Here is a 26,833-nt window from a genome sequence, read left to right as displayed (position 1 = left end):
CAGTACGTCACTACTTTGTATATCTGGAGACACCAATAAGAAATCTTTGAGATGCACCACACGCTCATTTTCATTCTTGGGACAATGCTTAATTTACACGACTTTCAGCCTTAACCCAAGCGTATTGCTTTATAAATAGCCTTTTACTTTAATATTCCTTTTACATTCTATTTATAATTATTGCCCTAAAAAGAGCTAAACTTCATACTTGAGAATATACTCTACCTCTTCACTATTGCTTAGAAAAACATAATATGTTGCTTCATGATTACTTAAATTAAATGTCATTAGTTATACCCTTGTAGTAGCAGCTTAAAAGATTGATATTAGAGAAGTAGTTTAAAAATATAGCTTGTCTGTCTACTACATGAATAAAAAATGGGCTGCTAAACGACTTACAATCAATCTCACATCAAGTGAGGCACAGAAGCTTGAACAATACTGTTCAATGACGGGAAGACCAGCAACCGATGTGATTCGGGAGTTAATTCGCTCTCTTTCTACTCAAGAGGAAAAAGTGTCCCAAACCTACTAAATTATAGTGAACAAAAAACAAAATCATGATGGGCACTTCTCAATTCCTGAGTAAAGGATAGTGTTTCACAGTTATCAGTGATTTTCCTGTAAACACGCGCTATAGGTAGCAACTAAACACACAACCCAGATGTGATTCTGCTCATTTAGCCATGCCCAATATGGATGGTTTTGAGCTAATAGTTCACCTACAAGCATCCGCAAACCTTTCTGTTATCATCGTTTTTAGTGCCAGCGTATTCGAGGAAAATCACCAGCGGAGTTTGAAGGCAGGGGCAAAAGCATTCCTGCCCAAACCCTCCAGATCGAGAAGCTACTCAATAGGCTGGATCGCTGTTGGGAGTGGAGGTATGCCCAATCTCCGTCTCGGCAATCTGACCGATTGGGGTTTCGCATGCTACTTCCTACCCTTCTCCTGACGGAGAAGGGTAGGAAGTAGAGTATTACCCGCCCAAAGTCCTGGCTCAACTTTCCAAGACAGAACCTTCAAAAGTCTTGTAGACTACTAAGGGAATGCCAAAAATAAATTTTTCAGCCAAATTTTAGTAAAGTCAGCGTAGCGATCGCTACTCTGTAAGTAACAATCAAAAGTTTTTTGCAATTGGGGGACACACCGTTATTTACATTGCCCATCCCCTAATCAGTAATGCTTTTGCCAAAACCTACCCTTTAGATTTACATGCAGCAGCACAGTTATCGCCTCTTCGACAGCTAAGAATGTAATGAGAGAGTGCGTTAGTGTAGCTTGCTGTAGGCATCGCTTGTTTTCAATTGCGACGGAAATTTCTCTTACGTTGTTTGTGCCTTGCAACTTCTTTGCGCTTGTGTTTTTCCAAAGGCGTTTCAAAGTGACGATGCTTTCTCATGTCTGGAAAAATACCTGCTTTGGAAACTTCCCTCTTAAATCGACGTAAGGCTGACTCAATTCCTTCATTTTCGCCCACAAATACTTGGGTCATTTTCATCTCCTACTTAATTGGTACTGGGCAATTTTAAGCCATCCAGTAGACCGGAGCGCAAAAAGGGCAGATAATGATTCTGCCCTTAAGACGTTAAAACTTAATTTTTGATCTTAAAGTTTAGTAGCGTCCTCCTCCTCCTCGAGGGTATCCACCACCACCACCGCCACGACGGTCACCACCACCACCAAAGGAACCACCTCTATCTTCCTTGGGTTTAGCCTTATTCACTTTCAGGTCGCGTCCCATCCACTCAGCACCATCAAGAGCTTCAATGGCAGCTGTTTCTTCAGCTTCTGTACCCATCTCTACGAAAGCAAAGCCGCGTGGACGTCCTGTTTCGCGGTCGGTAGGCAACTGAACCCGTTTTACAGAACCATGTTCGGCAAAAACAGATGTGAGGTCTTCTTGTGTGACCTCGTAGGATAGATTACCTACATAAATTGACATGCGTTATCTCCAAAATCATAGGTGTGTAGAGATTTAGATTTCGGAGACAAGCTTGTTAAGACCAAAAGGGAAAAGCCTGTCAATACTAAAAACAAACGCTGTAACCGAATTTTATTCTCACTTAATTACCTTAGCACATCATTCAGTTCTTACCCACCGTAAAAAAGGAAGTACTAAGAGCCAGCGATCGCCTGCGGATTTCTCAAACATCGTCTAAGTCATGAATTCAGAGGCAACTCCGACATTCAGTAGCAGATATTCCCCAATTAATTGCAAAATAAATGCAGTTAGTCATTGTTACTAATTGGAAATGCCTACTACACTTGCTGACGCACAAAATTTACTTTCTGACCTCATCGCCCGCTACTGTGAGCGTGTAGATTATCTGATGATTCGCCTTGAAGAAGCAGAAGGGACTGATATCTTGTTGCGTGGCGACAAGGTAGAAACCCTAAGCGTTGGCATCTCCATTGGTGGACATATTCGCGCCTGTTATAAAGGTGGATGGGGTTTGAGCTGCTTTAACCAGCTGGCGACAATTCAGGATCGGATAGAAGAAGCGATCGCTGCTGCGCGGATGGTTGGTGATGAAGAAACTTTACTTGCACCCATTGATCCGGTGCAAGCAGTATGCATTCTACCCCTAAAAGGCACCGATCCCCGAAAAATCCCACTCTCGAATAAGAAACAATTGTGCGATCACTATACTGAATTGCTCAAAAGCGTTGATCGCCGGATTACCACTACTTCGGTGCGTTACGGTGACAGCGCCCAAAAAGTGATCATCGCTACCTCTGAAGGCACTTTGATCGAGCAATCTTGGGTGGACATGGAAATGCGCTTTGCGGCTACCGCCAGAAATGGCGAAACCGTACAAACTGGACGGGAAACTACTGGCTCTCGCAAAGCTTACGAAGATTTAACTGGTTTAGATGAACAGGTAAAAAGTGCCGCTCAAAGAGCGATCGCAGCCTTATCTCTGCCATCGGTGAAAGGCAATACTTACACCGTAGTCATTGACCCAATTCTCACGGGTTTGTTTGTCCACGAAGCCTTTGGACATCTTTCTGAGGCCGATATGGCTTACGAAAACCCCGATCTGTTGGAAGTCATGACCATTGGACGGCGGTTTGGCCCGGAAGAACTCCAAATTTTTGATGGTGCTGCTCCAGAAGGACATCGCGGTAGCTATTTTTACGATGATGAAGGCACGCCTGCCACAACTACTCAACTAATTAAAGATGGAGTTTTAGTTGGACGTTTGCATTCTCGTGAAACTGCTGGCAAATTGGAGGAAGCGCCTACCGGGAACGCACGCTGTCTCAACTATCACTTTACTCCCATTGTGCGGATGACAAATACCTGGATTGAACGGGGTAAAACACCAGTCAAAGACTTATTCACCGATATCAAAGAAGGAGTTTATGCCCGCAATTGGTTAGGTGGGATGACAAATGGGGAAATGTTCACCTTCAGTGCTGGGGAAGCGTGGATGATTCGGAATGGCAAAATTGCTGAACCAGTAAGGGATGTAACGCTTTCGGGTAATGTATTCCAAACTTTAGCGGATATTGAGGCAATTGGTGATGATTTTTACTGGGATGAATCCGGCGGTTGCGGTAAAGGAGGGCAAAACGGTTTGTCAGTGGGTTGTGGTGGCCCTAGTTTGCGAATTCGAGATGTAGTGGTTGGTGGGGAAACGTAAACCCCAACTGTTGTAGCATTAGGTCTGTATTGAATAAGTTTGTAGTAAGGACTTTAATCCTTATTTTTTAAGCACTAAAGTGCTTACTACAAACCATCAAAACTGATGGGTAATACTTGAATTGAAATCAATTTGCTAGCCAGAAAGCGACGTTACGCACATAGGTTTTGATATCTTCTAAGGCGCGTGGCTCGTTTTTCATGCCATCTCCTGGTGGCTCATCTACAAAAGTGGGACAACCTTTGTTAATATCCCAGTTGTAATCTACTAAATGATGAAAGCTGGAGTTAGCTACTGCTCGTCCTAGTATATTGCCCTGTTCATCTTGATGATGCTCGATCGCTACAACCAAATTGAAGTTACGACCTGTAACTAAACTTTTACCCAAAGCAATTACCCGCGCATTGGCATATCCCAAAGGTACGCCAATACCGCCTTCGTGGGGATGTGTTGGGAAAAATTCGATACTTCCCGAAGGTGAATTGGGATTTTTTAAAAGTTCGTGAATGGGTTCAATAATGGTAATTTTTTGATAATCGCCGTTAGCTCCAGAATGATAGTTGGGCCAGGAGATATAAGTTGTGTATGAGTCATCTCGGCTCCAGCGAGATTCATCGGGATCGGGATTTTTGGTGTTGAAATAGTGGACATCACCAATGTCAATTAAACTACACATCGAACAGCCCATATCCTGATGATCGCGTGTTGTCAAAATACCGCCGCCGCGTTGCCGAAAAGCATTGATTCCGGCAATGTCTTTTTCGGTTAAACCTTTATCCACCTCTAATCCAAATAGCCAAAGTTCATCAAAATCTGATTTGTCCAGACTACTTAAAACTGGGTCGCCACTTACTGCATCTGATTCGTAATCGCGTCCCGTAACTTCAAATAAGGAGTTTCCTGCTTCGTCTTTAATCGATGCTAAGTAATCTTGTAACATCGAAAAACGAAAAATGCTCCAGTCATCTTCAGTTGTAGGAATCGTAGTCTGCAAAAGAATACGGATTGGTTTTGCCATAACCTCTGCCAGATGAACACCACAATTGAGTATAGCGATCGCTTTGCACTAATGCTTAAATTTTTAAATCCCTCAACATCCCTCCCAAGTATGAAAATAAATCATAACTCTAGGTAGTAGCGACAGTAGTTGAGGATGGCTAATCTAGACAAAAGTGATTTGATATTTACTCTGGTTTGATTCACCACACCAATCCTCCGTGGCGCGTGCTGGGGATTTACTGCCTGTCTGAGTAAGCTGGATAGCCTCAATTAAACGTTCCTTAACACAGCGACAGATATGAAAGCAGATCAACTCCTGAAAAACTATGCCGCAGGTGTCAGAGACTTTACTGGTGTCAACTTGAGCGAGGCAAACTTAAGGGAAGCCAATCTCAGTGGGATAATTTTAGATCGAGCAATTTTAGATGGAGCTAATCTGAGTCACGCTAATTTAGCCCAAGCCAGTTTGATTGAGGCAGACTTAAATGGAGCAAATTTGAGCAATGCTGACCTCAGTGGTAGCAACTTAAGCAAAGCTATATTGGATGGAGCTATCTTGGATGGAGCTATCTTGGATGGAGCTAATTTGAGTCAGGCTGATTTGACGGTTGCTAAACTGATTGAAACTAACTTGAGTGAAGCGGATTTGCAGGAAGCTAGTTTGATAGCGGCGAATTTAGATGGAGCAGATTTGAGTGGTGCAGACTTAACTGTAGCCGACTTATCCCAGGCAAATCTCACTCAAGCAGATTTGAACCAGACAAATTTGAGCGGAGCAATTTTGGATGGAGCCAATATAGAAGGAACAATCCTGGATGAGAATGTTTAAATGTGAACTACTTTAATCTTGTTCTCATGCGGAGCATGGAAATACATTTATTTGGACTGCTGACTCAATCTATTAACCAAAACAGTTCCTCGGCTTATAACTCGGAATGCCGAGATCAAAACTCGGAACTTCAAGCTTCAAACTCAGAATGCCGAGATTAAAACTCGAAATTTGAGGTTCATATCATCTTTGCTTGATTACTTAGTTAAACCCGGAGAACTTCACCCCTTAATCCCCTCTTTGCAGGCGCTACGGTTTACACACAAGTCTTTTAGAGTTGCAATGGCATTGTTTTGGCTGACAATGGCATTGTTTCGACTGACAATGGCATTGTTTTGGCTAACAAGGGCATTGTTTTGGCTAACAAGGGCATAGTAATTAGTGACTTTGCCGCCCCTAGGATCGCAAATAACAAATTATCAGAAAATCGTACTGCGATGCTCTGGTTGCGATCGCTTTTAACCCATTTCCGAAAATCTCAGCCCCTGATTTTACGGATGTACCCAAGGATTTTTGGGCTTATAGCGCTATCCAAATGGCGGCTAGCGGTGGCTTTGTTGGCGGATTTAGCGATGTCTACGACGGGCTATGACGCTCGATAGCGCAGCGTTAGCGACGCAGGAGCGTCTGACTCGCTACCGCTTCGCTATCGGCGTCGCACTTTTCGCCCCGATCAAAATGTCCAACGGCTACAGGTGATTGTTTCCCTAGTAAACGGACTGGGACTATCAGCTGTTGATAGCAATATTTTAGAAGTATATAGCGATCATGATACCATTCCCGACTATGCCCGAAAAGCTGTTGCCACTGCTACACAACGAGGAATAGTTGTCAACTATCCAGATCCCAAACTGCTTGCACCTTCACGTCCGGCAACACGCGCCGAAGTTGCAGCAATGGTTTATCAGGCATTAGTAGCTATTGGGCGAACATCTGCGATTAAATCAGTCTATGTAGGGTTGCATTCTAGAAGTTGATAAGTAGAATAGGAAACACTGCTTATCGGCTTGGTACTCTTGGAAAAAAAAACCATGTAGTTAAAAGCACGTTAGGCTAATATGCGATGGGTGACAAATCTTAGACCTATTGCCTAAAGCTAATAGCCCCATGTTAACAACACTTCCAGACACCTCTGCCAACTTAGCGATCGCCTTGTTAATTAACTATAGTTTCGATCTCAGTGGCTATACTGCCAATGAGCTAGTTGAGCGTTGGCAAACGCAATACCCGCTTAATTGGCTACACCTGGCAGTGATTGAGGCACTATATCAAGGTCGTTATAAAGCTGTTTCTGTGCAGCAAATTTTAGTATTTTGGCAGCGCCGGGATCAGGCTACATATCATTTCAACATGGAATTTGAACGGATGATTTGTAGCAAATTTCCCCAAAGTTTAACCTCATCGCCTGCTCCAGCCCTACCGCCAGCGAAGAAAAACCCCACTGTAGAGAAAGTCACGAGTCCTCAATTACCACCGGCTAAGATTCGCAACGGCTATCAACACAGCAATACTGCAACTCTACAACTGAAAAGTTACGAACAAAAAACATCTTTAGATGAAGAAGAAGTGAAGGAGGAAGCCAGGGACAATAAAACTGTCCTGAAGTCTCCCCTTTCGGGAAAATTTGCTTCTTCAACAACGGTTCAGTTATCGTCTGCTATCAGCCAAAGGCAAGCTTCACAAGAAAGTCCACCGCCTTCACCATCACCAATTCCTCATCAACGACAGCCAAAACTACTCCCACCTGCTCCCATTCACGCCCCAATCGGGCAATTTACTCCAGAAAAAAGCGATCGCTCTGAGTCTTTTACATCTAAACTCAAAGCGATGTCTGGGGAACAGAATCGGCCAATTGGGGGGAGTGGGGAGTAGGGAGTGGGGAGTGGGGGGAAGAGGGGAAGAGGAGCAGGGGGAGCAGGGGGAGCAAGAGTGGAATAACTAATGCTCAATGCTTTTTAAATTGTTACTGTGCAACTAACTGCTTAAAGCGCTCATCATCGGTAATATCATCAAAATCTAGGTCAGTTACTGCGTCTTCTTTATACCTGGGATTAAGTTCAATTGCTTGTTGTAGAGTTAGCAGAGATAGTTCAACTTGTCTTTGCAGTGCGTAACAGGCTGCTTTGTTATAATAGGCACTAGCATAATCTGGGTTAATTTCTAAGGCTTTGTTAAAACTAGCGATCGCTTCATCATCGCGCCCCAATCTTACCAAAGTATAACCGCGTTTATCCCAGATTTTGGGGGAATTGGGTTGGAATTCCAGCGCTTTATCAAAAGACGCTATTGCCTCTTCATATTGTTCTAATGCTACTAGGGAAAGACCGCGATTTAACCAAGCAACTGCATCATCAGGCTTGATTTGTGTAGCTTTATCAAATGAGTCAAAGGCTTGCTGATGCTGTTGTAAGTTACCAAAAGCAACGCCGCGATCGCACCAAGCTTGATGATAATCTGGTTGAATCGCAATAGCTCTATTGTATGATGCGATCGCATCTTTGTAGCGTTTCAACCTTCCCAGAGTTAGACCTCGTTTTAACCAAGTCACAGGTTCATCAGCTTGGATTTTAACCGCTTGGTTGTAAGCTGCGATCGCATCTTCATAGCGCTTTTGGGAAAATAGCTCATCTCCCTGTTTTACATACTCATCAGCAGTAAATTCTAGTTGTTGTGGCTGTTGTTGTATTTCTTCCTCAACTTCAGAATTTACAACCTCTGGGATGGATGCAGTTTTAATCTCAACGTCAACTTCAGAATTCACCGCCTCTAGGATAGATTCAGGTGTAATTTCAGTTAGTTCCTGAAGGATGAGATCCTTTCTTTCTTGGGCATCCAATTGTAACTCAGAGAGTTGAGAGACAAACTCAGTTTCTAATCTTTCTAACTTCTCCAAAATGAGAATTTTTTGTTGTTGAGCATTCCATTGTAAATCTGAGAATTGCGAAGTAAACTCCGAACCAGCTTTTTCTAAATTCTCAATGATTAGCTCTTTGCGTTTTTGAGCATCTACTTGTAATTCAGATAGTTGAGTTGCAAATTCTGACTGCAATGCTGCTAAACTCTCAACAATTTTGTTTTTTTGTTCTTGAGCATCTACCTGTAATTCAGATAATTGAAATTTTAATTCCTTATCTAATATTCCTAAATTGTCAAGTGTGATATCTTTTTGCTTTTGAGCATCTACCTGTAATTTCGATAATTCTTCTGCAAATTCTGACTGCAATTTTGTTAAACTTTCAATAGCTATATCCTTATGCTTTTGAGCATCAGACTGCCATCCAGAAAGTTGAGATGTGAACTCAGACTTTGATACTTCTAAATCAGCAACGGCTAGTTCTTGCTGTTGTTGCACGCCTAACTTTAAATTAGACAGTTCTTCTGCCATGAGAGATGCTAATTTTCCTAGATTATCCAGTGCTATATCTCTTTGTTGTTGAGCATCAAACTCTAACTTAGATAGCCCAGAAGCAAATTCTGACTCTAAAATTTGTATATTTTGTTGGGATTTTTTGAGTTCAGTTTCTAATCTACTTAATACCTGTGCTTTAGCCAAATCTAATTCAGATGTAAGGTTAGATAAATATTTTTTTTGTTCGTTTTTAATCTGTTGTTGTAAATTAGCCGTTTCCTTTTCTAATTCATAATTTATTTTTTTAGCTTCTTGAATAAGATTTTCAGACTCTTGTTTAACGGTGGCTAGCTGATTTTGCAATTTTTCCATTCCCTGTAATTGTTGCATCGCTCTATCAACAATTTCACGGATTACCACCCGTCGTAGGAGCCAAAATAAAGCAATGATTGCTACTGGGAATAGACTTAATATAACTAGCCAGACATTGAGTAAGATAGTTGTCCGGCTAAAAGCGCTATTAAAATCAGATTGGACTTGCTGTTGAATTCGCTTTTCTGCTCTTAGTCGCGCTAATTCTTCCCGTTCCTGATTCGATAACACCGCAGCAGGAGTTAGTGCTGGGGAAGGTGATGGTGTAGATTGTCCACTGGCAATTCTAGGGGACAGCAGTAAGGGTAAAAAGACAATGGTGCTTTTTACAATTAAAGCGAAAACAGCTTGATTTTTGCTCTTCATAACAACCATCTCAGTCTGTTGGTCAGTTTTTGAAGCGGCGTGCCTCTCTCCAATCTATAACAGAATTAAGTAGTGAAATGTTGTAGAGGCAGTGGGAAATTCTGAACAATCCTTAACTAATCCGTTCCCTCGCCCCTGACTGTACGTACAAATTCAGTGGGAGAGTGCAGTAAACTTTTTGACGCAACGGTTTGTGGTAAGGACTTTAGTGCTTAGAAAATAGACATCTCCAGTAATTAATTATGCGTTACCTGAAACCCTTGTAGAGACGTTGCATTGTAACGTCAAAACAATTCTTTTTCACTCCTATGTCTAATAAGGACTAAAGTCCTTACTACAAACTTGCTTACCTATTATTTTAAACTTGACAAACTAGTAGGGCGTTGAAACTGAAATTTGCACCTGTACGCGAAGTGTCAAAACAATTCGTAATTCGTAGTTGCAATCAGTGCTTGCTTTAACCTTCCACTGATAGCGTAGCGTTAACGAGTCTGCGACCGTCTTGAAAACTACTAAACCGGAGATTTTGATGCTTGCGCTGTACCCTCTTAATTACGAATTACGAATTACGAATTAGTAATTATTTAGTCAGATGTGCGTACTTCGCACTAACATTAGATTATCTAGGGTGAGCAGATTACTTGTCCTAAAATTAACTTAACAAAGGCGGTAGAAAATGGGTCGGATAAATCCTTATACACTGCAATTGCAGATTACCCGAATGTTTGAGCAAGGGCAATCATTTTTTGCCACAACCAAGGTACAGGAATGGTTGAAAGAACGCAAACACAATCCAGAAGATTATGACATTCTTTTCCATAAAAAACCCGCCCCTCCTGGTTCTAAAGAAGTGATGGTGGTGGAAATTGAATTACGCCGCAAAGATGGGCAACCTGTAGATCCTTGGTTGCAGGAACAAGTAAATCTCCATGCCTGATTTTAAGAACTAGCAATTTTCAATTTAAATTCATATTATCTTAACAGAATTTACCAAAATATAGCGTTCCCAATTGGGGAACGCTCTTTATTATCAAAGTATGAATATCTCACGCATGGGAGCGAGTGTTTTGGCCAAATGCATTTTATGCAACAATGCCTCTTTTTTGGACAATCGTTTATTTAGGAATAGATATTATCCGTCAAACAAGCAAATGCTGTCGCTCAACAAGCAAATGTGATCGCTCAACAAGCAAATGCTGTCGCTCAACAAGCAAATGCGTACGCTCAACAAACAAATGCGTACGCTCAACAAGCAAATGCTGTCGCTCAACAAGCAAATGCTGTCGCTCAACAAGCAAATGCGTACGCTCAACAAGCAAATGCGTACGCTCAACAAGCAAATGCGTACGCTCAACAAGCAAATGCGTACGCTCAACAAGCAAATGCGTACGCTCAAAATCTCTGCAACCTTTCTTCCATGCCAATGTTGCCCTGTAAGCCGCCTGTGTGTACCAGCAGTAAGGAATTGCCTTTACTAAAAAATCCCTGCTTTAGTAAATCCATCACTCCGTAAAACATTTTGGCGGTATATACGTAATCAAGGGGTACGCCATGTTCCTCCCTGAACTGTTGGCTAAACACTAGCAAATCGTTGTTCACCTTTGCATAGCCGCCAAAGTGGTAATCACATATTAATTCCCAGGAAGGGGGAGAACTATATGGCGAGGGTAAATCAGAGGCGAGGTAATTTGTCAATAAACTTTCGATTTCTTGGGCGAGAAAAGCCCCATTTTTCAGAACGGGAAAAGCGATCGCTCTTTGTCCTTGATGCAACGAAAGCGCAATACCTGCTAGTGTGGTAGCTGTACCGCAGGCTACGCATATATGATCAAATGCGTAGGCGTAGACAGCCGTAGGCATCGCATCAGCAATTATCTCTGTACAGCCGCGTACACCATTTAAATTACTCCCGCCTTCGGGAATGATAAACACCTCGCCGAAACGTTGTCGCAGATATTCCTCTAATGCTGGTGTGTTGCGCTGTCGATACATCTGGCGCTTCAGATACACAAGCTGCATACCCTGTTGTACAGCAAAACTCAGGGTAGGATTCAACGGTAACCTCTCCTCGCCACGAATTACACCAATGGTACGAAAACCGAAAAGATTACCAGCCGCCGCAGTTGCATAGATGTGATTGGAATAAGCGCCGCCAAAAGTAAGCAGCGTTGTGAAATTTTTCTCCTTAGCCTCGAAAAGATTGTATTTCAGCTTGAACCACTTGTTGCCGTTAACCCACGGATGCATGAGATCGAGGCGCAGCACATACAGATCAACATCTGCGTGACGGGCGATTTTGCTGTTGATTTGTTGTAGAGGAGGAGCAATAAAGGTTAACGACATGTGTCAACATTCTAACTTAGAATTTACATTCTCTCACGTTCATTATTAAAGATAAAAGTAATGATAAACATTGAGTAATTCAATGGTAAGTCAATCAAAATGATGAATAAATCTTTCTGATGATTAGCTTTAGAAATTGGCATTTTACTAATTGAGTGTTTCAGGTAAATATAAGAGACATAACACTCGCTCCAGATAATATTTTTTGGAGAAAAAAAATGGTTGCACTCACACAGCTTACTCAAGTTATTCCCAATCCAGGACGTTTGACGATTCAAACTGTTGAAATTGCTCCTCAAACGACAGCTATCCGTTGTCTCGACTGGGATCGAGAACGTTTTGATATCGAGTTTGGTTTACGAAATGGTACAACCTATAATTCTTTCTTAATTCAAGGAGAAAAAGTTGCTTTAGTTGACACATCTCACCGCAAGTTTGAGGAATTATATCTTGAGATAGTGGCGGGATTAATTGAGCCGGCTAAAATAGATTACTTAATTATCAGCCACACAGAACCAGACCACAGTGGCTTAGTGAAAAATATTTTGCAATTAGCTCCCTCCATTACTGTTGTCGGTGCAAAGGTGGCCATTCAATTTTTAGAAAATATGGTTCACCAGCCTTTTAAATCAATGCAGGTGAAAAGTGGGGAGCGATTAGATTTAGGCAACGGACACGAATTAGAATTTATCTCTGCACCTAACTTACACTGGCCTGACACAATCTTGACTTATGACCACAAAACTTGCACTCTCTACACTTGCGATGTGTTTGGGATGCACTACTGTGATGACCACACCTATGATGAAAATATTACTTCAATAGAGGAGGATTTTCACTATTACTATGATTGTCTCATGGGCCCTAATGCCCGATCTGTCTTGGCAGCTTTAAAGCGGATTGAAAAGTTAGAAATAGGAACAGTTGCCACGGGACATGGCCCGTTATTACAACACTATATCTCCGAATGGCTCGGACGCTATCAAAACTGGAGTTTAGAACAAGCAAAAACAGAGACATTAGTGGCTCTATTTTATGTTGAAGATTACGGGCATAGCGAGCATTTAGTACGTACAATAGCACATGGATGCGCGAAAACAGGGGTGGCAGTAGAATTAGTAGACCTCAATAGTGCCGAGCCTCAAGAAGTTCGAGAATTAGTTGCACAAGCTTCTGGTTTAGTAATTGCAATGCCAGCCCAATCTTCGGTGATGGCTCAAGCTGCTTTAAGTACAATTTTAGCTGCTGTTCACAAGAAACAGGCAATTGGTTTATTAGAGTCAGGAGGTGGAGAAGATGAACCTGTTTATCCTTTACGTAATAAGTTTCAAGAATTGGGATTAACTGAAGCTTTTCCTCCTATTTTAGTTAAGGAAATTCCTACCCAAGCAACGGAACAACTTTGTGATGAAGCGGGGACAGATATGGGTCAATGGTTGACCCGCGATCGCACCATAAAACAAATCAAATCTATCAATACTGAGCTAGAAAAAGCTTTAGGTCGTATTAGCACAGGATTGTATATTATCACCGCCAAAAAAGGAGAAATTCAGAGTGCGATGTTGGCTTCTTGGGTGACACAAGCGAGTCTTGAGCCTTTAGGAGTAGCGATCGCAGTATCCAAAGATCGGGCAATTGAATCCTTGATGCACGTTGGCGATCGCTTTGTTTTAAACGTTTTAGAAGAAGGCAAATATCAAGGATTAATGAAACATTTCTTGAAACGTTTTGCTCCTGGTGCAGACCGCTTTGCAGGAGTGAAAACATATCCAGCGAAAAATGAATCGCCCGTTTTAGCTGAAGCCCTGGCTTACATGGAATGTGAAATTACTAGCCGCATGGATTGTGGAGATCATTGGGTAATTTATAGCACAGTCCAAACTGGAAGAGTTGCCAACCTAAATGCACTTACTGCCGCTCATCACCGCAAAATTGGCAATCATTACTAATTTGTCATTTGTCATTGGTCATTGGTCATTGGTCATTATTTCCCCCTGCTTCCTACAGACGCGATGAATCGCGTCTCTACAAATTCCCAAAAAACTATGTATAAATCTGCTGAAAATACCCCGATTACCATGTACGAAATCAATCGTGGGCGCGTTGTGCGAACCTTGGAATTTATCCAAGATGTAATTGTAATTTCTTTGTGTATCGGTTTATTTAGTTTCATGGTACTTCAGGTGAGAGATATGTTTCTCTCCTTACTTCCACCTCTAGATTTTCATGCTGTTACTGCCGATATTCTCTTTTTACTTATCTTAGTTGAGCTATTCCGACTGCTGATTATTTATCTACAGGAACATCGAGTATCTATTGGGGTAGCTGTTGAAGTTTCCATCGTTTCCGCCTTGCGAGAAGTCATTGTTAAAGGTGTTCTAGAAACAAGTTGGAGTCAAGTTTTAGCAACTTGTGCCTTTTTATTAGTGCTGGGAGTACTATTGTTCCTCCGAGTTTGGCTACCCCCTACCTTTGAAGGTATCGACCCAGAACAAGAAGTATCTAAACGCTATAGAAGCCGAGCCAAGTCTGAATTAATACAAAACAATGGTCAACATAATTCGTAATTTATAATGACGCTCCTGCGTCGCTAACGCTGCGCTAACGTAATTCGTAATTGAAGAATACAAACCCACAATATTCCTCAATGAAGACATAAAACTGCGTAGCATTATTATTTCAAATTACGAATTACGAATTACGAATTACGAATTATTTAGTCAATGCTCCATTATTAACAGAGGTTATTATGTCTGCTGTCACATTAACACCCAACCATAGCAGAGATGTACAAGTTGTTGAAATTGGTAAAAATACTCTGATTCTACGATCGCGGACTTGGGACAGACTAAAATTTGAGGTGGAGTATTCCCGCCAACGGGGAACTACAGCTAATTCTTATCTGATTCAAGCTGATAAAAAGGCTTTAATTGACCCTCCTGGCGAATCTTTTACCGAAATTTACCTTCAACAACTTGCACAACATTTAGACTTTACCACGCTAGATTACATTGTTCTCGGTCATGTCAACCCAAACCGCAGCGCAACTCTGCAAGTATTGCTCTCTCAAGTTCCTCAAGCTACTCTAATTTGTTCTCGCCCCGCCGCCAATGCTCTCAAAACCGCCTTTCCCGAATTGGAGTCACGTATTCAAGCGGTGCGATCGGGCGATACTCTAGATTTAAGACAAGGACATCATCTATCATTTATCACCGTACCAACTCCCCGGTGGGCGGATGGACTTTGTACTTATGATTCCGCCACAAAAATTCTCTACACAGATAAACTTTTCGGCGCTCATATTTGCGAAGATACCTTGTTTGATGAAGATTGGAAGGGGTTAGATGCAGAACGTCGTTATTATTTTGAATGTCTCCATGCACCCCAAGCCAAACAAGTTGAAGTAGCCTTAGATAAATTGTCAGTTTTGGGAGCCAGATGTTATGCCCCAGCACACGGCCCAGTTGTCCGTTACAGCCTTAGTCGTTTTACCTATGATTACCGTCAATGGTGCCAAGGACAAAAATCTCAAGAATTGAGTGTCGCTTTGCTCTATGCTTCTGCTTATGGAAATACAGCAATTATGGCGAATGCGATCGCTCAAGGTTTGATTCAAAATGGAGTTAATGTAGAATCGATTAACTGCGAACTAGCAGACTCGGCGGAGATTAACCGCATTGTAGAAACTTGCGATGGCTTGATTATCGGTTCACCCACCTTAGGCGGCCATGCACCGACTCAAATTCAAACTGCTTTAGGAATAGTTCTCTCGGTGGCAGCTAAAACTAAATTAGCAGGGGTGTTTGGTTCTTACGGTTGGAGTGGCGAGGCAATAGATTTAATCGAAAGCAAGCTCAAAGATGCAAATTATCAACTAGGGTTTGAAACCATTCGGGTGCGTTTCAGTCCTACTCCTGAGATTCTCCAGCAGTGTCAAGAAGCAGGTGCTTTCTTTGCCCAAAACTTGAAGAAAACTAAAAAACTGCGTACTTCCCGCCAGGTTGTGACAGAAACCCATGTAGATCGTACCGAACAAGCGGTGGGACGGATCATTGGTTCTCTATGTGTTGTGACAACTCGTGATGAAGAAACCCACAAAGGGGTTTTAACTTCTTGGGTATCTCAGGCAACTTTTAACCCGCCAGGAATTATGATTGCGATCGCTAATGAGCAGAATGCAGATTTAATGCATCATCCTGGTGATAAATTTGTGCTGAATATCCTCAAAGAAGGAAGAAATGTGCGCCGCTATTTTTCTCGTCACAGCACTTTAGGAGATAATCCCTTTGCAAATCTTGACACAAAAACTGCTCTTAATGGTTGTTTGATTCTCAATGAGGCATTAGCCTATTTAGAATGTACGGTGCAAAATCAGCTTGAATGTGGCGATAGATGGTTAATTTATGCCGTCATCGATCACGGTGAAGTGTTGGAAAATGATGGTGTCACTGCTTTGGAACATCGGAAATCTGGCAGCTATTATTAACCTGACTTTTCACGGTATTTCAAAAACCTCTCTCTAAATCTCTCTCCTTTTAGGAGAGAGACTTTGAATTTTCCCCCTTCCCGCCACGGGTTGGGGGTTAGGGGGTTAGGTTTTTCGTGGGCTTTCCTACATAACGTGAAAAGTCAGGTACACACAAGTCTTTTAGAGTTGCAATGCATTGTTTCGACTGACAATGCGATTGTTTCGACTGACAATGCGATTGTTTCGGCTGACAATGCGATTGTTTTGACTGACAATGCGATTGTTTTGACTGACAATGCGATTGTTTCGGTCAAATAAATCTCGCACTGCGTTTCTATTCCGCCTCGGAATGAATTCCGAGTCTCATAGCTGAAGTCCACTCAAGTGGACTGAATTAATTATTTAGTCCACTTGAGTGGACTTCAGCTATCAGCCCTGAACTTCAGTTCTGGGCGGGATGTCGGTGAGTGTGACAGTTTCACTCTGACAAAGCCTTACAAGGAGAAAGGCTTTAATTTTTCCCCCAACCCTTGTAAGGAAGCTTGCTCGGTGGTTAAGTTTTTCAGGAACTTTACCCATTATCGGCGAATCTTAGTGCCAATCCCCCATACCCAATATCGTGATCTAAGATTGTTGGGTATTCTATAAATTGCGATCGCCACTATACCGATGATCGAAGTTGAGCATCTAAGTAAAATATACGGTTCCACCCCAGCGATTACTGATGTCACTTTTAGCGTCGAACCTGGGGAGATTTTAGGGTTGTTGGGGCCCAATGGTGCTGGTAAAACCACAACCATGAGGATTTTGGCTGGTTATTTACCGGCAACTAATGGAAATGCCCGAATTGCTGGTTATGATGTCCATGAAAATTCCCTAGCTGTACGCCAACGCATTGGTTATTTACCGGAAACACCGCCGTTATATCCAGACATGACGGTGGAGGGATTTTTGCATTTTGTCGCCCGAATTAAGGGAGTATCAGCAGGCGATCGCCCCAATAAGGTAACAGCCGCTATCGAACGCTGCAATTTAGAAGATAAGCGGCGGGTGATTATTCGCAAACTTTCTAAAGGATACCGCCAAAGAGTAGGAATTGCTCAAGCGATCGTCCACGATCCACCAGCGATCATTTTAGATGAACCCACCGTTGGACTCGATCCCCGACAAATAATTGAGGTGCGGAATTTAATTAAAAGTCTCGCTGGCACTCACACAATTATTCTTTCTACACACATTTTGCCAGAAGTGAGCATGACTTGTAGCCGTGTCGCCATCATCAATCGCGGGAAAGTTGTGGCAACTAATACACCAGAAAACTTAATGACTCAGTTGACAGGTGGCTCAGGGTATGAATTGGAAATAGAAGGAGAAGCTGCCCTAGCGAAACAGGTATTGCAAAAAGTCGCGGGTGTGAGTTTGGTAGAATCAATTCCGACAGCCGGAGGTCATCAACCCCAGGAAAATCGCGCTTACCTGCGGGTGATATCGCAACCGGGAAAAGAACCAGGAAAAGATATTGCCACAACATTAGTGCGTGCAGGATTCGGTTTACATGAACTGAGGCGAGTTAACGCCACCTTAGAAGACGTGTTCTTGCAACTGACCACAGAAGAGAAAAATTTCGATACTGAGGTAGACTTAGCAGCAGACAACGAAGGAGAGGCAGCGTAAATGGGTATAGTGCTGAGTAATATTATTGCCATTTATCGCCGAGAGTTACAGAGTTATTTTGTATCACCTTTGGCTTATGCGATCGCAGGCATATTTTGGTTCATCGCGGGGTTATTCTTCGTGATGATTTTGCTAGGGCCAGATGGCATTTTGGTAGGAGTTGCGGCAATAGATGCACAAGGGCAACAACTCGGAGTGCCAGTACCGCCGATAGATGTCCCCTACGAATTTATCCGGGCATTTTTAGATCGCATGGGGTGGCTATTGTTGTTTATCCTGCCAATTCTCTCGATGGGACTCTATGCCGAAGAACGTAAGCGGGGGACTTTAGAACTGTTAGCCACCTCACCAATCACCAATTGGGCGGTAGCTTTAGGTAAGTTATTAGGCGTGCTAACATTTTTTACCACGATGGTTGTACCCATGCTAGTGTTTGAAGCGATCGCCATCAGTGGATCAAATCCACCAATGGCGCTCTCAATTCCTTTACTAGGTCATTTTGGATTAATCTTGCTAGCAGCAGCAATTTTATCTTTAGGAATGTTTATTTCTTCATTAACAGACAGCACAATTCTGTCTGCCGTTTTCACCTTTGCAGTGATTTTATTATTGTTATTGATTGATTTAATCGCCAAAATTGTCCCTGGCCCCGTGGGCGAAGCATTAGGTTATCTGTCATTGCTGAAACATTACAACACCTTAATTCAAGGCATTTTTGATACCAGCGCCTTAATTTTATTCGCCAGTTACATTTTTTTGGGCATCTTTCTCACAGCTCAATCAATTGATGCACTGCGCTTTCAAAGGCAATAGTTATATAAGTTATGAGTTAAAAGTTAGGAGTGAGGAGTTGAAGAAGAATCCAAAATACAGAATTCAGAATTTAGAACAAGAAAGTGGGAGACTTAAACCCGTTTATTCAGACGCTCTCTACCAGACGCTGCACTATCCGCCAGTGGTCACTGAGCGGCTGGTGAGCGGAGTCGAACCATGTCGAAGTGTCATACATAATTAAATTCTGAATTCTGGCGACTGACGCTTCTATTATGTTTTGTTAAAACTCATAATTCCTAACTCTTGTACAGACGCGATTAATCGCGTCTCTACTCCTAACTCTTGTACAGACGCGATTAATCGCGTCTCTACTCCTAACTCCTCACTTCAGTTTAAAAATATGAAGATAGTTGCAAAAAATAAACTGTGGAAATATCTGTTTTGGTTAGGCCCGTTCCTAATTACTGCCGGACTAACAGTTGGGTTAGTCTCTGAATCGTGGGGACTAATCCCATTAGCATTTATAATTACCGGAATTGTCATTAGTGGGTTGGGGATAATATGGCAAAGCTACCAAACTAACTGGTGGAAGCGTCGTTCTACCCAAGCTGGTACTAATGCTTTAGTAGCAACTCTGGCAGTGTTGGCAATTTTGGGATTGATTAACTTTTTGGGAACTCGCTACCACCTGCGGGCAGACTTAACAGAAACTCAATTGTTTACCCTTGCGCCCCAGTCACGCGAACTGGTGAGGGTTTTACCACAGCCAGTTAAGGTATGGGTGTTTGATATTAACCAGAATCGCCAAGACCGGGAATTGCTAGACAATTATCAACGCCAAAGCTCAAAATTTAAATATGAGTACATTGACCCCCAAACTAGACCAGGACTTGCAGAAAAGTTTGGGGTCAAAGATTATGGGGAAGTTTATTTAGAATCTGGCGATAAACGGCAATTAGTACAGACGGTAAATGAAAATGAGCGCTTGTCAGAAATCAGATTAACTAGTCGCCTGCAACAACTAACAAGTTCAACCACAGCCAAAGTTTACTTACTCCAAGGTCATGGCGAACGCCAACTTTCACCTGGTAAAGATGCAATATCACAAGCAGTTCAGGGATTAGGAGATAAAAGTTTTACAACATCACCGCTGAATTTAGGAGAAACTTCTAAAGTTCCTCAAGATGCGGCTGTAGTGATAGTAGCTGGCCCTAAGCGAGGGCTGTTTGAGGGTGAAGTCAAAGCTTTGCAAGAATATCTTAATCGCGGTGGTAACTTACTGCTGATGATTGATCCTAATACTGATCCCAAACTTAACAGCTTGCTACAAGAGTGGGGTGTTCGTCTGGATAATCGTTTAGCAGTCGATGTCTCTAGCGAAAGCGTCGTGGGACTTGGCCCTGCTGCGCCCTTAGTCACAGAATACGGACAACATCCGATTACCAAAGATTTCGGTAACGGTAATTCTTTTTATCCGATTGCCCGACCATTGGAAATTACCTCTGTGCCTGGTGTTCAGGCTACTCCACTGCTACGAACCAAACCCTACCCCAACAGTTGGGCAGAAAGCGACCTCCAAAGCGAAAAATTGGAGTTTAATGCAGATAAAGACCTCAAAGGGCCTCTAACCTTAGGCGTTGCCTTAACAAGAAAACAAACACCCAAATCTGCTTCCACTCCCCAACCTGCACCGACACCTTCACCCCTACCATCACCAACCACTCAAAGCAAGACTTCCCCCACTCCCCCCCCTGCCTCCCCTGCTCCCTCTGCCTCCCCTGCTCCCTCTGCCTCCCCTGCCCCTACTCCCTCATCTCAAACAGCCACCGAGTCCCGTTTAGTGGTTTTAGGAAATTCCGATTTCGCCACCGATGGCTTGTTTCAACAGCAATTAAATGGAGATGTATTCCTCAACTCAGTTACTTGGCTGAGTCAACAGGATCAGCAACCCCTTTCTATTCGCCCCAAAGAACCGAAAAACCGTCGGATAACCTTGACAACCACACAAGGCAATCTTTTAATATTGTCATCTCTGTTGGTTTTACCCTTAATTGGGTTTGCGATCGCAGTTATTATTTGGTGGAAACGAAGGTAAGAAGTGAGTTAGGAGACGCGATTAATCGCGTCTGTACAGGAGAGTAGAGACGCGATTAATCGCGTCTAATGCCCAATGCCCAATGCCCAATGTTTAAAAAATGAAATTGCCGCGAACGACTTTAATTTTAATACTGCTAGCGCTAGGTTTAGGTGGTTTTGTTTACTTCTATGAAATTCGGGGTGCGACTGTGCAAGAACAAACCAAGGAGCAAAAGCAGCAAATTTTCTCTTTTGCCGAAGATGATGTGCAGTCTTTAACAGTCACGACAAAAAAACTCACCCTGAATCTGGAACGGAACCCTGAATCTAGTAGTAACCCCAAGTGGTTAATCAAATCTCCGGTATCGGGGCCAGCAAATGATGCTATTGTTTCTTATTTAATGGATTTGTTAGTCAAAGGTAATAGCGAGCGCACTCTCTCAACTCCAGCAAAAGAGCTTAAAGAATTCGCCCTAGATCAACCCCAAGCAACTATCAACATCACCCTGAAAAACCGACAAAGCCATCAGTTGATTTTGGGTAAATCTAACTTTAACGGTCGTTTCTTGTATGCTCAAGCAGACCCTGCTGCTAAACCTGATGGAAATATAAATGTGCTGTTGGTATCTACAGATTTTGCAAATGCCGTAAATAGGGAACTATCAGAGTGGAAGCAACCTGTAGATAATAGCCAGAAACTTCCTCCGCTCACCATTCCTAATCCGACTCCGACAAACAGCAAATAATTAATTCAAAATCTGGCGATATTATTATGATAAATCCGACAGTAACATTGCTGATTTCCTGCCCCGATCAACGGGGATTGGTGGCGAAATTTGCCAATTTCATCTATTCTAATGGTGGTAATATTATCCATGCAGATCAGCATACAGATTTTGCTGCTGGGTTATTCCTTACCCGCATTGAATGGCAACTAGAGGGGTTCAATTTGCCGCGAGAGTTTATTGCACCTGCATTTAATGCGATTGCCCAACCTTTAGACGCTAAGTGGGAAATACGTTTTTCTGATACAGTACCACGCATTGCTATTTGGGTAAGTCGCCAAGACCATTGTCTATTTGATTTGATTTGGCGACAACGTGCTAAAGAATTTATTGCTGAAATTCCTTTAATTATTAGTAACCATTCTAATTTAAAGGTAGTAGCGGAGCAGTTTAATATCGACTTCCAGCATATTCCCATCAATAAAGATAATAAATCAGAACAAGAAGCCCAACAACTAGAATTACTGCGCCAGTACAAAATAGATTTAGTTGTATTGGCGAAATATATGCAGATTGTTAGTGCAGATTTTATTAATCAATTTCCGCAAATTATTAATATACATCATTCATTTTTACCAGCTTTTATCGGAGCAAACCCTTATCACAGAGCTTTTGAACGTGGTGTGAAAATTATTGGTGCAACTGCTCATTATGCCACTGCTGACTTAGATGCAGGTCCAATTATTGAACAGGATGTGGTGCGAGTTACTCACCGTGATGAAGTTGATGATTTGGTGAGAAAAGGCAAAGATTTGGAGAGAGTTGTATTAGCAAGAGCGGTGCGATCGCATTTACAAAATCGTGTATTGGTATATGGTAATAGAACAGTAGTCTTTGAGTGATTTTATATCCGAAGGAATGCAAGAGAGCGATGCCTACGGCGGGCTACGCCTACGCGGGAAGTTGTGATATGATGTTTTCTAGCCAGTCTTTGTCAATTATCTATCTCCCAATCTTCAATCAGCAAGTTATTAACCCGCTTAAATTCTCTGGTGTTATGGGTAACAAGGGTTAAGTTATTTGTCAGTGCGATGGCGGCAATTTGTAAATCATAAGCTCCAATTGGAGTGCCTAATGCTTCTAGCTGAGATCGAATCATTCCAAATGTCATTGCTGCGAGATCGTCAAACGGTAGTGATATAAATTGAGCTAAAAATTCTTGCTGTAAGGTAAGATTACGTTCTGGGTTGGCACTTTTCATTGCACCATAAAATAGTTCAGCTTTGACGATTGAGCAAACGGCAATGTCTTTGGTAGCAGTGGTTTCTAGTTTCTGCTTTAAAGTGAAATTTTTACCACGCATATAGATAATGCAAGTGTTAGTATCTAGCAGAAATTTCACAGGATGGGTTCGCGTTCTTGTTGTTGTCCTTGGGGATGGCGAAAGAATGTTTCATCTTGGATACATCCATAGAATTTAGTCAGGGGATATTCTGGGGTTTCGGTTTGGGTTTCTGGTTGTAGGGACTCAATGAGGGTTTTTAGCAATGTCCAGCCTCGGCTAAGGTCGAGTTCTTCGCTGAGTTCAGCCAGGGGGGATTGACGAAAGAATTCTGAGAGTTTGGTGGGTTGGTTTGGGTGGATGTTGTGTGTGGTCAGGCTTTGGGCAAGGAATTGGATAATATACAGTTTATCGTTGGGGGAAAGCTGAAGGAGTTGTTGTTCGAGTTCTGGGATAGCCATGATGGGGTTTAAGTGGAGGATAATTTTATTTTACTTTCACTCTTCAGGGGTTAATCTAGTTTGACTGGTTTTTTACTTGTTAATAGTTATTGCATTATTGGTGCAACTGCTCATTATGCCACTGCTAATTTAGATGCAGGCCCAATTATTGAACAGGATGTGGTGCGAGTCAGTCACCGTGATGAAGTGGATGATTTGGTGAGAAAAAGCAAAGATTTGGAGAGAGTTGTATTAGCAAGAGCAGTGCGATGCCTACGGCGGGCTACGCCTACGCACTTGCAAAATCGTGTTTTAGTATATGGTAATAGAACAGTAGTATTTGAGTGATTTGTAATTATTAACTAGTTCCGTGGGTTTAAGTCCCCCGGTTCAATAAAAAAGCAAGTTTTGTGTTGGGGTTAAATCCCCATTACAAAACAAAATTTACGAAAGCGTTGCGGGGCGAAGCCCATTACGAATTACGAATTACGAATTATTTAACTACCTCTTTCCTTCTCTTCCTCTGTATACTCTACGCCTCTGTAGGATAAATGCTATGAACAAGATACTATTCAAGGTTTTGAGGCAGATTTCGAGATATTATCAATTAAAACAGATAATAAATAACTAATAGTAGCAGCCCCGAAAGAGAATATAGCAATAATCGCATCACGGGGTAAAATACCATCTAACCAGCTTCCTTGAATACTGGAAACAGGAAAATCCTTATCTAGACCGATTTTAATCTGTTGAGTTTTACCAGCAATGCGAACTTCTAACCCCTTGTTGGGAACAATCTGAAGATGGCGTATCAGTTCTATATTTAGGGGAATATCAGGTTTTTCTCCCATGAGAAACTGATTGTCTTTAATTTTCCTTTCCTGTTCAATCATGCGGATTTCACCTTCAATAATAGTGGAAATAGCTAAATCATCTCTGATATCGCCACTCCTATCTATTCGTTGAAACTGTACATCTTTAGTTGTTATTTTTCCTCTAAACCATTGCTCTGAGTCATTTTTAATAGGTGCAGATGTGGTGAGATAAATATTAGTATCTTTTGCTAATTCTAATTTGAATTCTTGATTATCTGGAGTGAAAGTAAATTCTAGTGGTGTTTGTTCATCTGAGCTATTTAGTAAATTTAAGCTTGGGAATTTATAACCTTCCAAACTAACTTTGAGTGGTTGATCTCCCCAATAAAGTTTTAAATTATTCGGTTTATTACCTGACTCTAACGTCGGATGAGGTTGGAGAGAAAAAGCAAGCCTCTTATAATAAGAGTCGTAGCTTAGTCCAGTTACTTTTGTATTTGGTTGCAGCCGCAGTTCTGCAAGGTCTATTTCACTGGGTACTTTGGGATTTACTGGAGCAATAATCAATTTACTTTTGCTATTCTTCAGCTCGATTTTAAGGTTTTTTAACTGATTAATTTGAGGAAATGATTCACTTTCAAATTTTCCTGTAAAATTCAGAGTTTGAACACCCTCACTTTCCAAGTTACTGATACTACGCATTGATTGGAGAAAGAGTTTTGGTTGTTGCCCATTCTACATGGCGATTAGTAACAATCCAGGCTTTGTTTCCCTCTCGTTTCACTACCCAGCCAGCAGCAATATTATTCCCCGTAGGAATCTCGGCAATAATTCGCACAACAGACCGCAACACACCAACCAAAGGTTCCTCTTGTGGACTGGGTAACGATTCTTGCTCAACCTCAATCGGAAGCTGCAACTCCGGTTTTTGTCGTAACGCCAACAACCTCTGCGCTTCCTTGAGATTGTTTTGGGCAATTACATAATTCGGGTCTAACCTAGTCGCTTGCTTAAACTCCTGAATTGCCTCTTTTAACTTCCCTTGCTGCTGAAGTGCGTAGCCCAGACCATTGTAAGCATAGGCATATTTGGGGTCTAGTTGGATGGCTTTTTGGAAAGCAGCCATCGCTTCATCATGTTTCCCCTGGTTTCCCAGCACATAGCCCAAACCGTCGTATGCATAGGCATATTTGGGGTCTAGTTGGATGGCTTTTTGGAAAGCAGCCATCGCTTCATCATATTTCCCCTGGTTTCCCAGCGCCCTTACCAAACCGCCGTATGCATAGGCATATTTGGGGTCTAGTTGGATGGCTTTTTGGAAAGCAGCCATCGCTTCATCGTGTTTTCCCTGGGTTCCCAGTGCATAGCCCAAACCGTCGTATGCATAGGCATTTTTGGGGTCTAGTTGGATGGCTTTTTGGAAAGCAGCCATCGCTTCATCATATTTCCCCTGGTTTCCCAGCGCCCTTACCAAACCGCCGTATGCATAGGCATTTTTGGGGTCTAGTTGGATGGCTTTTTGGAAAGCAGCCATCGCTTCATCGTGTTTTCCCTGGGTTCCCAGTGCATAGCCCAAACCGCCGTATGCATAGGCATTGTTGGGGTCTAGTTGGATGGCTTTTTGGTATGCGGCGATCGCTTCATCATATTTCCCCTGGTCTCCCAGCGCCTTCCCCAGACCGCCGTATGCATAGGCATTGTTGGGGTCTAGTTGGATGGCTTTTTGGAAAGCAGCCATCGCTTCATCATATTTCCCCTGGTATCCCAGCGCATTCCCCAAACCGCCGTATGCATAGGCATTGTTGGGGTCTAGTTGGATGGCTTTTTGGAAAGCAGCGATCACTTCATCATATTTCCCCTGGTCTCCCAGCGCCTTCCCCAGACCAACGTATGCATCGGCATTGTTGGGGTCGAGTTGGATGGCTTTTTGGAAAGCAGCCATCGCTTCATCATATTTCCCCTGGCTTCCCAACGCCTTCCCCAGACCAACGTATGCATCGGCATTGTTGGGGTCGAGTTGGATGGCTTTTTGGTATGCGGCGATCGCTTCATCATATTTCCTCTGGTATCCCAGCGCCCTCCCCAGACCAACGTATGCATTAGCATTTTTAGAGTCAATTTGCAGAACTCTACGCCAAATTGCTTCGGCTTCGGAGTATTTATTGGCTGTTTGGGCAGCAGTACCTTGTTGAGATAGCTGTTCAACACTGGTTTGGGCAACTGCCACTTGGGGCATTGGGCATTGGGCATTGGGCATTGGGCACAAGAGGCAGAGGGGCAAAGGTCTGGGGAAAGACTTACTGCAACTTCTCCCCTGCTCCCTGCTCAAGAGCTTGTCCCCAATCCCCAGTCCCTTTTACCGTTGGTAACAAAAACTTCGATGCTAGCAACAAATATTTCAACGTTTGTAACAAATGCTTCGATGCTAGCAACAAATGTTTAAACGTTTATAACAAATATTCAAATATTTGCAATAAATCTTCAAACCTTTGCAACAAATGTTTGAAGATTTCCAGCAAATGCTTAAACCTTTGCAACAAATGTTTAAACGTTTATAACAAATGCTTCGATGCTAGCAACAAATGTTCAAACATTTCCAACAAATGCTTAAACATTCGCAATAAATGTTTCAACGTTTGCAACAAATGCTTCGATGTTAGTAACAAATATTTC

25 protein-coding genes and 2 pseudogenes are annotated in these 26,833 nt (G+C 42.4%); 16 read left to right on the top strand and 11 right to left on the bottom strand.

The window, feature by feature from the left end; all coding sequences use genetic code 11:
* Positions 1 to 367 precede the first annotated feature (367 nt).
* Both LC586_RS19530 and LC586_RS19525 read left to right on the top strand, forming a co-directional pair.
* Entirely contained in the window at positions 368 to 535 is a 168-nt protein-coding gene (locus tag LC586_RS19530) for a ribbon-helix-helix domain-containing protein (RefSeq protein WP_100901972.1), read from the top strand.
* Positions 536 to 686: 151 nt separating this feature from the next.
* A complete protein-coding gene (locus LC586_RS19525) occupies positions 687 to 953 on the top strand; it encodes a response regulator (RefSeq protein WP_306423270.1) in 267 nt (88 codons plus the stop codon).
* Positions 954 to 1,301: 348 nt separating this feature from the next.
* On the opposite strand, the gene rpsU is transcribed toward LC586_RS19525, so the two are convergent.
* Complete coding sequence (rpsU, locus tag LC586_RS19520; protein WP_094333031.1) at positions 1,302 to 1,493, bottom strand: 30S ribosomal protein S21; 192 nt, start codon at positions 1,491 to 1,493, stop codon at positions 1,302 to 1,304.
* 120 nt (positions 1,494 to 1,613) lie between these two features.
* Positions 1,614 to 1,943, bottom strand: a complete 330-nt coding sequence (gene rbp, locus LC586_RS19515) for an RNA-binding regulator (RefSeq protein WP_229486377.1) — start codon at positions 1,941 to 1,943, stop codon at positions 1,614 to 1,616.
* 310 nt (positions 1,944 to 2,253) lie between these two features.
* Here rbp and LC586_RS19510 point away from each other — a divergent pair, with 310 nt between their 5' ends.
* The gene (locus LC586_RS19510; protein WP_229486376.1) at positions 2,254 to 3,648 is read left to right on the top strand and encodes a TldD/PmbA family protein; all 1,395 of its coding nucleotides are present in this window, start codon (positions 2,254 to 2,256) and stop codon (positions 3,646 to 3,648) included.
* 127 nt (positions 3,649 to 3,775) lie between these two features.
* Here LC586_RS19510 and LC586_RS19505 read toward each other — a convergent pair whose 3' ends face one another.
* On the bottom strand, positions 3,776 to 4,666 hold the full coding sequence (locus tag LC586_RS19505) for a hypothetical protein (protein ID WP_229486375.1): 891 nt from the start codon (positions 4,664 to 4,666) through the stop codon (positions 3,776 to 3,778).
* Between the two features lie 279 nt (positions 4,667 to 4,945).
* Here LC586_RS19505 and LC586_RS19500 point away from each other — a divergent pair, with 279 nt between their 5' ends.
* From LC586_RS19500 to LC586_RS19490, 3 genes and pseudogenes are all read left to right on the top strand, one after another.
* The gene (locus LC586_RS19500; protein WP_229486374.1) at positions 4,946 to 5,476 is read left to right on the top strand and encodes a pentapeptide repeat-containing protein; all 531 of its coding nucleotides are present in this window, start codon (positions 4,946 to 4,948) and stop codon (positions 5,474 to 5,476) included.
* Between the two features lie 439 nt (positions 5,477 to 5,915).
* A pseudogene (locus LC586_RS19495) lies at positions 5,916 to 6,453 on the top strand (S-layer homology domain-containing protein); the annotation flags it as partial.
* Positions 6,454 to 6,583: 130 nt separating this feature from the next.
* A complete protein-coding gene (locus LC586_RS19490) occupies positions 6,584 to 7,348 on the top strand; it encodes a hypothetical protein (RefSeq protein WP_229486373.1) in 765 nt (254 codons plus the stop codon).
* Between the two features lie 91 nt (positions 7,349 to 7,439).
* On the opposite strand, the gene LC586_RS19485 is transcribed toward LC586_RS19490, so the two are convergent.
* Positions 7,440 to 9,563 (bottom strand): tetratricopeptide repeat protein, encoded by a 2,124-nt coding sequence (locus tag LC586_RS19485; RefSeq protein ID WP_229486372.1) that lies wholly within the window; start codon positions 9,561 to 9,563, stop codon positions 7,440 to 7,442.
* Between the two features lie 676 nt (positions 9,564 to 10,239).
* Between LC586_RS19485 and LC586_RS19480 the strand changes: the two genes are divergently transcribed.
* On the top strand, positions 10,240 to 10,500 hold the full coding sequence (locus tag LC586_RS19480; RefSeq protein ID WP_229486371.1) for a hypothetical protein: 261 nt from the start codon (positions 10,240 to 10,242) through the stop codon (positions 10,498 to 10,500).
* A 202-nt stretch (positions 10,501 to 10,702) separates the two neighbouring features.
* Here the strand turns inward: LC586_RS19480 and LC586_RS19475 are convergent, their stop codons facing one another.
* Positions 10,703 to 10,987: a hypothetical protein gene (locus LC586_RS19475; protein ID WP_229486370.1), complete on the bottom strand. Its 285-nt coding sequence runs from the start codon at positions 10,985 to 10,987 to the stop codon at positions 10,703 to 10,705.
* Complete coding sequence (locus LC586_RS19470) at positions 10,956 to 11,906, bottom strand: 1-aminocyclopropane-1-carboxylate deaminase/D-cysteine desulfhydrase (protein WP_229486369.1); 951 nt, start codon at positions 11,904 to 11,906, stop codon at positions 10,956 to 10,958. The genes LC586_RS19475 and LC586_RS19470 overlap by 32 nt, the downstream gene beginning before the upstream one ends.
* A gap of 218 nt (positions 11,907 to 12,124) precedes the next feature.
* On the opposite strand from LC586_RS19470, the gene LC586_RS19465 reads away from it, so the two are divergent.
* From LC586_RS19465 to LC586_RS19455, 3 genes are all read left to right on the top strand, one after another.
* The gene (locus tag LC586_RS19465) at positions 12,125 to 13,855 is read left to right on the top strand and encodes a diflavin flavoprotein (RefSeq protein WP_229486368.1); all 1,731 of its coding nucleotides are present in this window, start codon (positions 12,125 to 12,127) and stop codon (positions 13,853 to 13,855) included.
* Between the two features lie 96 nt (positions 13,856 to 13,951).
* Positions 13,952 to 14,473, top strand: a complete 522-nt coding sequence (locus LC586_RS19460; protein WP_229486367.1) for a phosphate-starvation-inducible PsiE family protein — start codon at positions 13,952 to 13,954, stop codon at positions 14,471 to 14,473.
* Positions 14,474 to 14,655: 182 nt separating this feature from the next.
* Complete coding sequence (locus LC586_RS19455) at positions 14,656 to 16,392, top strand: diflavin flavoprotein (RefSeq protein WP_229486366.1); 1,737 nt, start codon at positions 14,656 to 14,658, stop codon at positions 16,390 to 16,392.
* A gap of 162 nt (positions 16,393 to 16,554) precedes the next feature.
* Here the strand turns inward: LC586_RS19455 and LC586_RS19450 are convergent, their stop codons facing one another.
* The gene (locus LC586_RS19450) at positions 16,555 to 16,701 is read right to left on the bottom strand and encodes a hypothetical protein (protein ID WP_229486365.1); all 147 of its coding nucleotides are present in this window, start codon (positions 16,699 to 16,701) and stop codon (positions 16,555 to 16,557) included.
* 342 nt (positions 16,702 to 17,043) lie between these two features.
* Between LC586_RS19450 and LC586_RS19445 the strand changes: the two genes are divergently transcribed.
* From LC586_RS19445 to purU, 5 genes are all read left to right on the top strand, one after another.
* Positions 17,044 to 18,048: an ABC transporter ATP-binding protein gene (locus LC586_RS19445; protein ID WP_229486364.1), complete on the top strand. Its 1,005-nt coding sequence runs from the start codon at positions 17,044 to 17,046 to the stop codon at positions 18,046 to 18,048.
* A complete protein-coding gene (locus LC586_RS19440; RefSeq protein WP_229486363.1) occupies positions 18,049 to 18,861 on the top strand; it encodes an ABC transporter permease in 813 nt (270 codons plus the stop codon). It abuts the gene before it with no gap.
* Positions 18,862 to 19,222: 361 nt separating this feature from the next.
* Positions 19,223 to 20,917 carry a GldG family protein gene (locus tag LC586_RS19435; protein WP_229486379.1) on the top strand — a complete coding sequence of 565 codons (1,695 nt, stop codon included), beginning with the start codon at positions 19,223 to 19,225 and terminating at the stop codon, positions 20,915 to 20,917.
* 100 nt (positions 20,918 to 21,017) lie between these two features.
* Complete coding sequence (locus tag LC586_RS19430) at positions 21,018 to 21,644, top strand: DUF4340 domain-containing protein (protein WP_229486362.1); 627 nt, start codon at positions 21,018 to 21,020, stop codon at positions 21,642 to 21,644.
* A gap of 26 nt (positions 21,645 to 21,670) precedes the next feature.
* Positions 21,671 to 22,525, top strand: coding sequence for a formyltetrahydrofolate deformylase (gene purU / locus LC586_RS19425; RefSeq protein WP_229486361.1), 855 nt, complete (start codon positions 21,671 to 21,673; stop codon positions 22,523 to 22,525).
* A 92-nt stretch (positions 22,526 to 22,617) separates the two neighbouring features.
* Here purU and vapC read toward each other — a convergent pair whose 3' ends face one another.
* A complete protein-coding gene (vapC, locus tag LC586_RS19420) occupies positions 22,618 to 23,025 on the bottom strand; it encodes a type II toxin-antitoxin system tRNA(fMet)-specific endonuclease VapC (protein ID WP_229486360.1) in 408 nt (135 codons plus the stop codon).
* Positions 23,022 to 23,366 (bottom strand): hypothetical protein, encoded by a 345-nt coding sequence (locus LC586_RS19415; RefSeq protein ID WP_229486359.1) that lies wholly within the window; start codon positions 23,364 to 23,366, stop codon positions 23,022 to 23,024. The genes vapC and LC586_RS19415 overlap by 4 nt, the downstream gene beginning before the upstream one ends.
* 93 nt (positions 23,367 to 23,459) lie before the next feature.
* Here LC586_RS19415 and LC586_RS19410 point away from each other — a divergent pair.
* Positions 23,460 to 23,693: pseudogene (locus LC586_RS19410) on the top strand (formyltransferase family protein); the annotation flags it as partial.
* 224 nt (positions 23,694 to 23,917) lie between these two features.
* Here LC586_RS19410 and LC586_RS19405 read toward each other — a convergent pair.
* Both LC586_RS19405 and LC586_RS19400 read right to left on the bottom strand, forming a co-directional pair.
* Positions 23,918 to 24,862 carry a hypothetical protein gene (locus LC586_RS19405; protein WP_229486358.1) on the bottom strand — a complete coding sequence of 315 codons (945 nt, stop codon included), beginning with the start codon at positions 24,860 to 24,862 and terminating at the stop codon, positions 23,918 to 23,920.
* Positions 24,855 to 26,417, bottom strand: coding sequence for a tetratricopeptide repeat protein (locus LC586_RS19400; RefSeq protein ID WP_229486357.1), 1,563 nt, complete (start codon positions 26,415 to 26,417; stop codon positions 24,855 to 24,857). The genes LC586_RS19405 and LC586_RS19400 overlap by 8 nt, the downstream gene beginning before the upstream one ends.
* Between the last annotated feature and the right edge of the window lie 416 nt (positions 26,418 to 26,833).

The sequence above is a fragment of the Nostoc favosum CHAB5714 genome (assembly GCF_020829495.1).
Classification (GTDB): domain Bacteria; phylum Cyanobacteriota; class Cyanobacteriia; order Cyanobacteriales; family Nostocaceae; genus Nostoc; species Nostoc favosum.
This window is presented reverse-complemented; position numbering and strand designations above follow the sequence as displayed.

Excerpts from the sequence above, each read along its gene's own strand:
- LC586_RS19525 (WP_306423270.1), top strand. The coding sequence starts at position 687 with ATGCCCAATATGGATGGTTTTGAGCTAATAGTTCACCTACAAGCATCC.
- LC586_RS19440 (WP_229486363.1), top strand. The coding sequence starts at position 18,049 with ATGGGTATAGTGCTGAGTAATATTATTGCCATTTATCGCCGAGAGTTA.
- LC586_RS19490 (WP_229486373.1), top strand. The coding sequence starts at position 6,584 with ATGTTAACAACACTTCCAGACACCTCTGCCAACTTAGCGATCGCCTTG.
- LC586_RS19455 (WP_229486366.1), top strand. The coding sequence starts at position 14,656 with ATGTCTGCTGTCACATTAACACCCAACCATAGCAGAGATGTACAAGTT.
- LC586_RS19505 (WP_229486375.1), bottom strand. The coding sequence starts at position 4,666 with ATGGCAAAACCAATCCGTATTCTTTTGCAGACTACGATTCCTACAACT.
- LC586_RS19445 (WP_229486364.1), top strand. The coding sequence starts at position 17,044 with ATGATCGAAGTTGAGCATCTAAGTAAAATATACGGTTCCACCCCAGCG.
- LC586_RS19430 (WP_229486362.1), top strand. The coding sequence starts at position 21,018 with ATGAAATTGCCGCGAACGACTTTAATTTTAATACTGCTAGCGCTAGGT.
- LC586_RS19530 (WP_100901972.1), top strand. The coding sequence starts at position 368 with ATGAATAAAAAATGGGCTGCTAAACGACTTACAATCAATCTCACATCA.
- LC586_RS19460 (WP_229486367.1), top strand. The coding sequence starts at position 13,952 with ATGTATAAATCTGCTGAAAATACCCCGATTACCATGTACGAAATCAAT.
- LC586_RS19485 (WP_229486372.1), bottom strand. The coding sequence starts at position 9,563 with ATGAAGAGCAAAAATCAAGCTGTTTTCGCTTTAATTGTAAAAAGCACC.
- purU (WP_229486361.1), top strand. The coding sequence starts at position 21,671 with ATGATAAATCCGACAGTAACATTGCTGATTTCCTGCCCCGATCAACGG.
- LC586_RS19400 (WP_229486357.1), bottom strand. The coding sequence starts at position 26,417 with ATGCCCAATGCCCAATGCCCAATGCCCCAAGTGGCAGTTGCCCAAACC.
- LC586_RS19415 (WP_229486359.1), bottom strand. The coding sequence starts at position 23,366 with ATGGCTATCCCAGAACTCGAACAACAACTCCTTCAGCTTTCCCCCAAC.
- LC586_RS19405 (WP_229486358.1), bottom strand. The coding sequence starts at position 24,862 with ATGCGTAGTATCAGTAACTTGGAAAGTGAGGGTGTTCAAACTCTGAAT.
- LC586_RS19500 (WP_229486374.1), top strand. The coding sequence starts at position 4,946 with ATGAAAGCAGATCAACTCCTGAAAAACTATGCCGCAGGTGTCAGAGAC.
- LC586_RS19510 (WP_229486376.1), top strand. The coding sequence starts at position 2,254 with ATGCCTACTACACTTGCTGACGCACAAAATTTACTTTCTGACCTCATC.
- LC586_RS19480 (WP_229486371.1), top strand. The coding sequence starts at position 10,240 with ATGGGTCGGATAAATCCTTATACACTGCAATTGCAGATTACCCGAATG.
- LC586_RS19470 (WP_229486369.1), bottom strand. The coding sequence starts at position 11,906 with ATGTCGTTAACCTTTATTGCTCCTCCTCTACAACAAATCAACAGCAAA.
- LC586_RS19465 (WP_229486368.1), top strand. The coding sequence starts at position 12,125 with ATGGTTGCACTCACACAGCTTACTCAAGTTATTCCCAATCCAGGACGT.
- LC586_RS19435 (WP_229486379.1), top strand. The coding sequence starts at position 19,223 with ATGAAGATAGTTGCAAAAAATAAACTGTGGAAATATCTGTTTTGGTTA.
- rpsU (WP_094333031.1), bottom strand. The coding sequence starts at position 1,493 with ATGACCCAAGTATTTGTGGGCGAAAATGAAGGAATTGAGTCAGCCTTA.
- rbp (WP_229486377.1), bottom strand. The coding sequence starts at position 1,943 with ATGTCAATTTATGTAGGTAATCTATCCTACGAGGTCACACAAGAAGAC.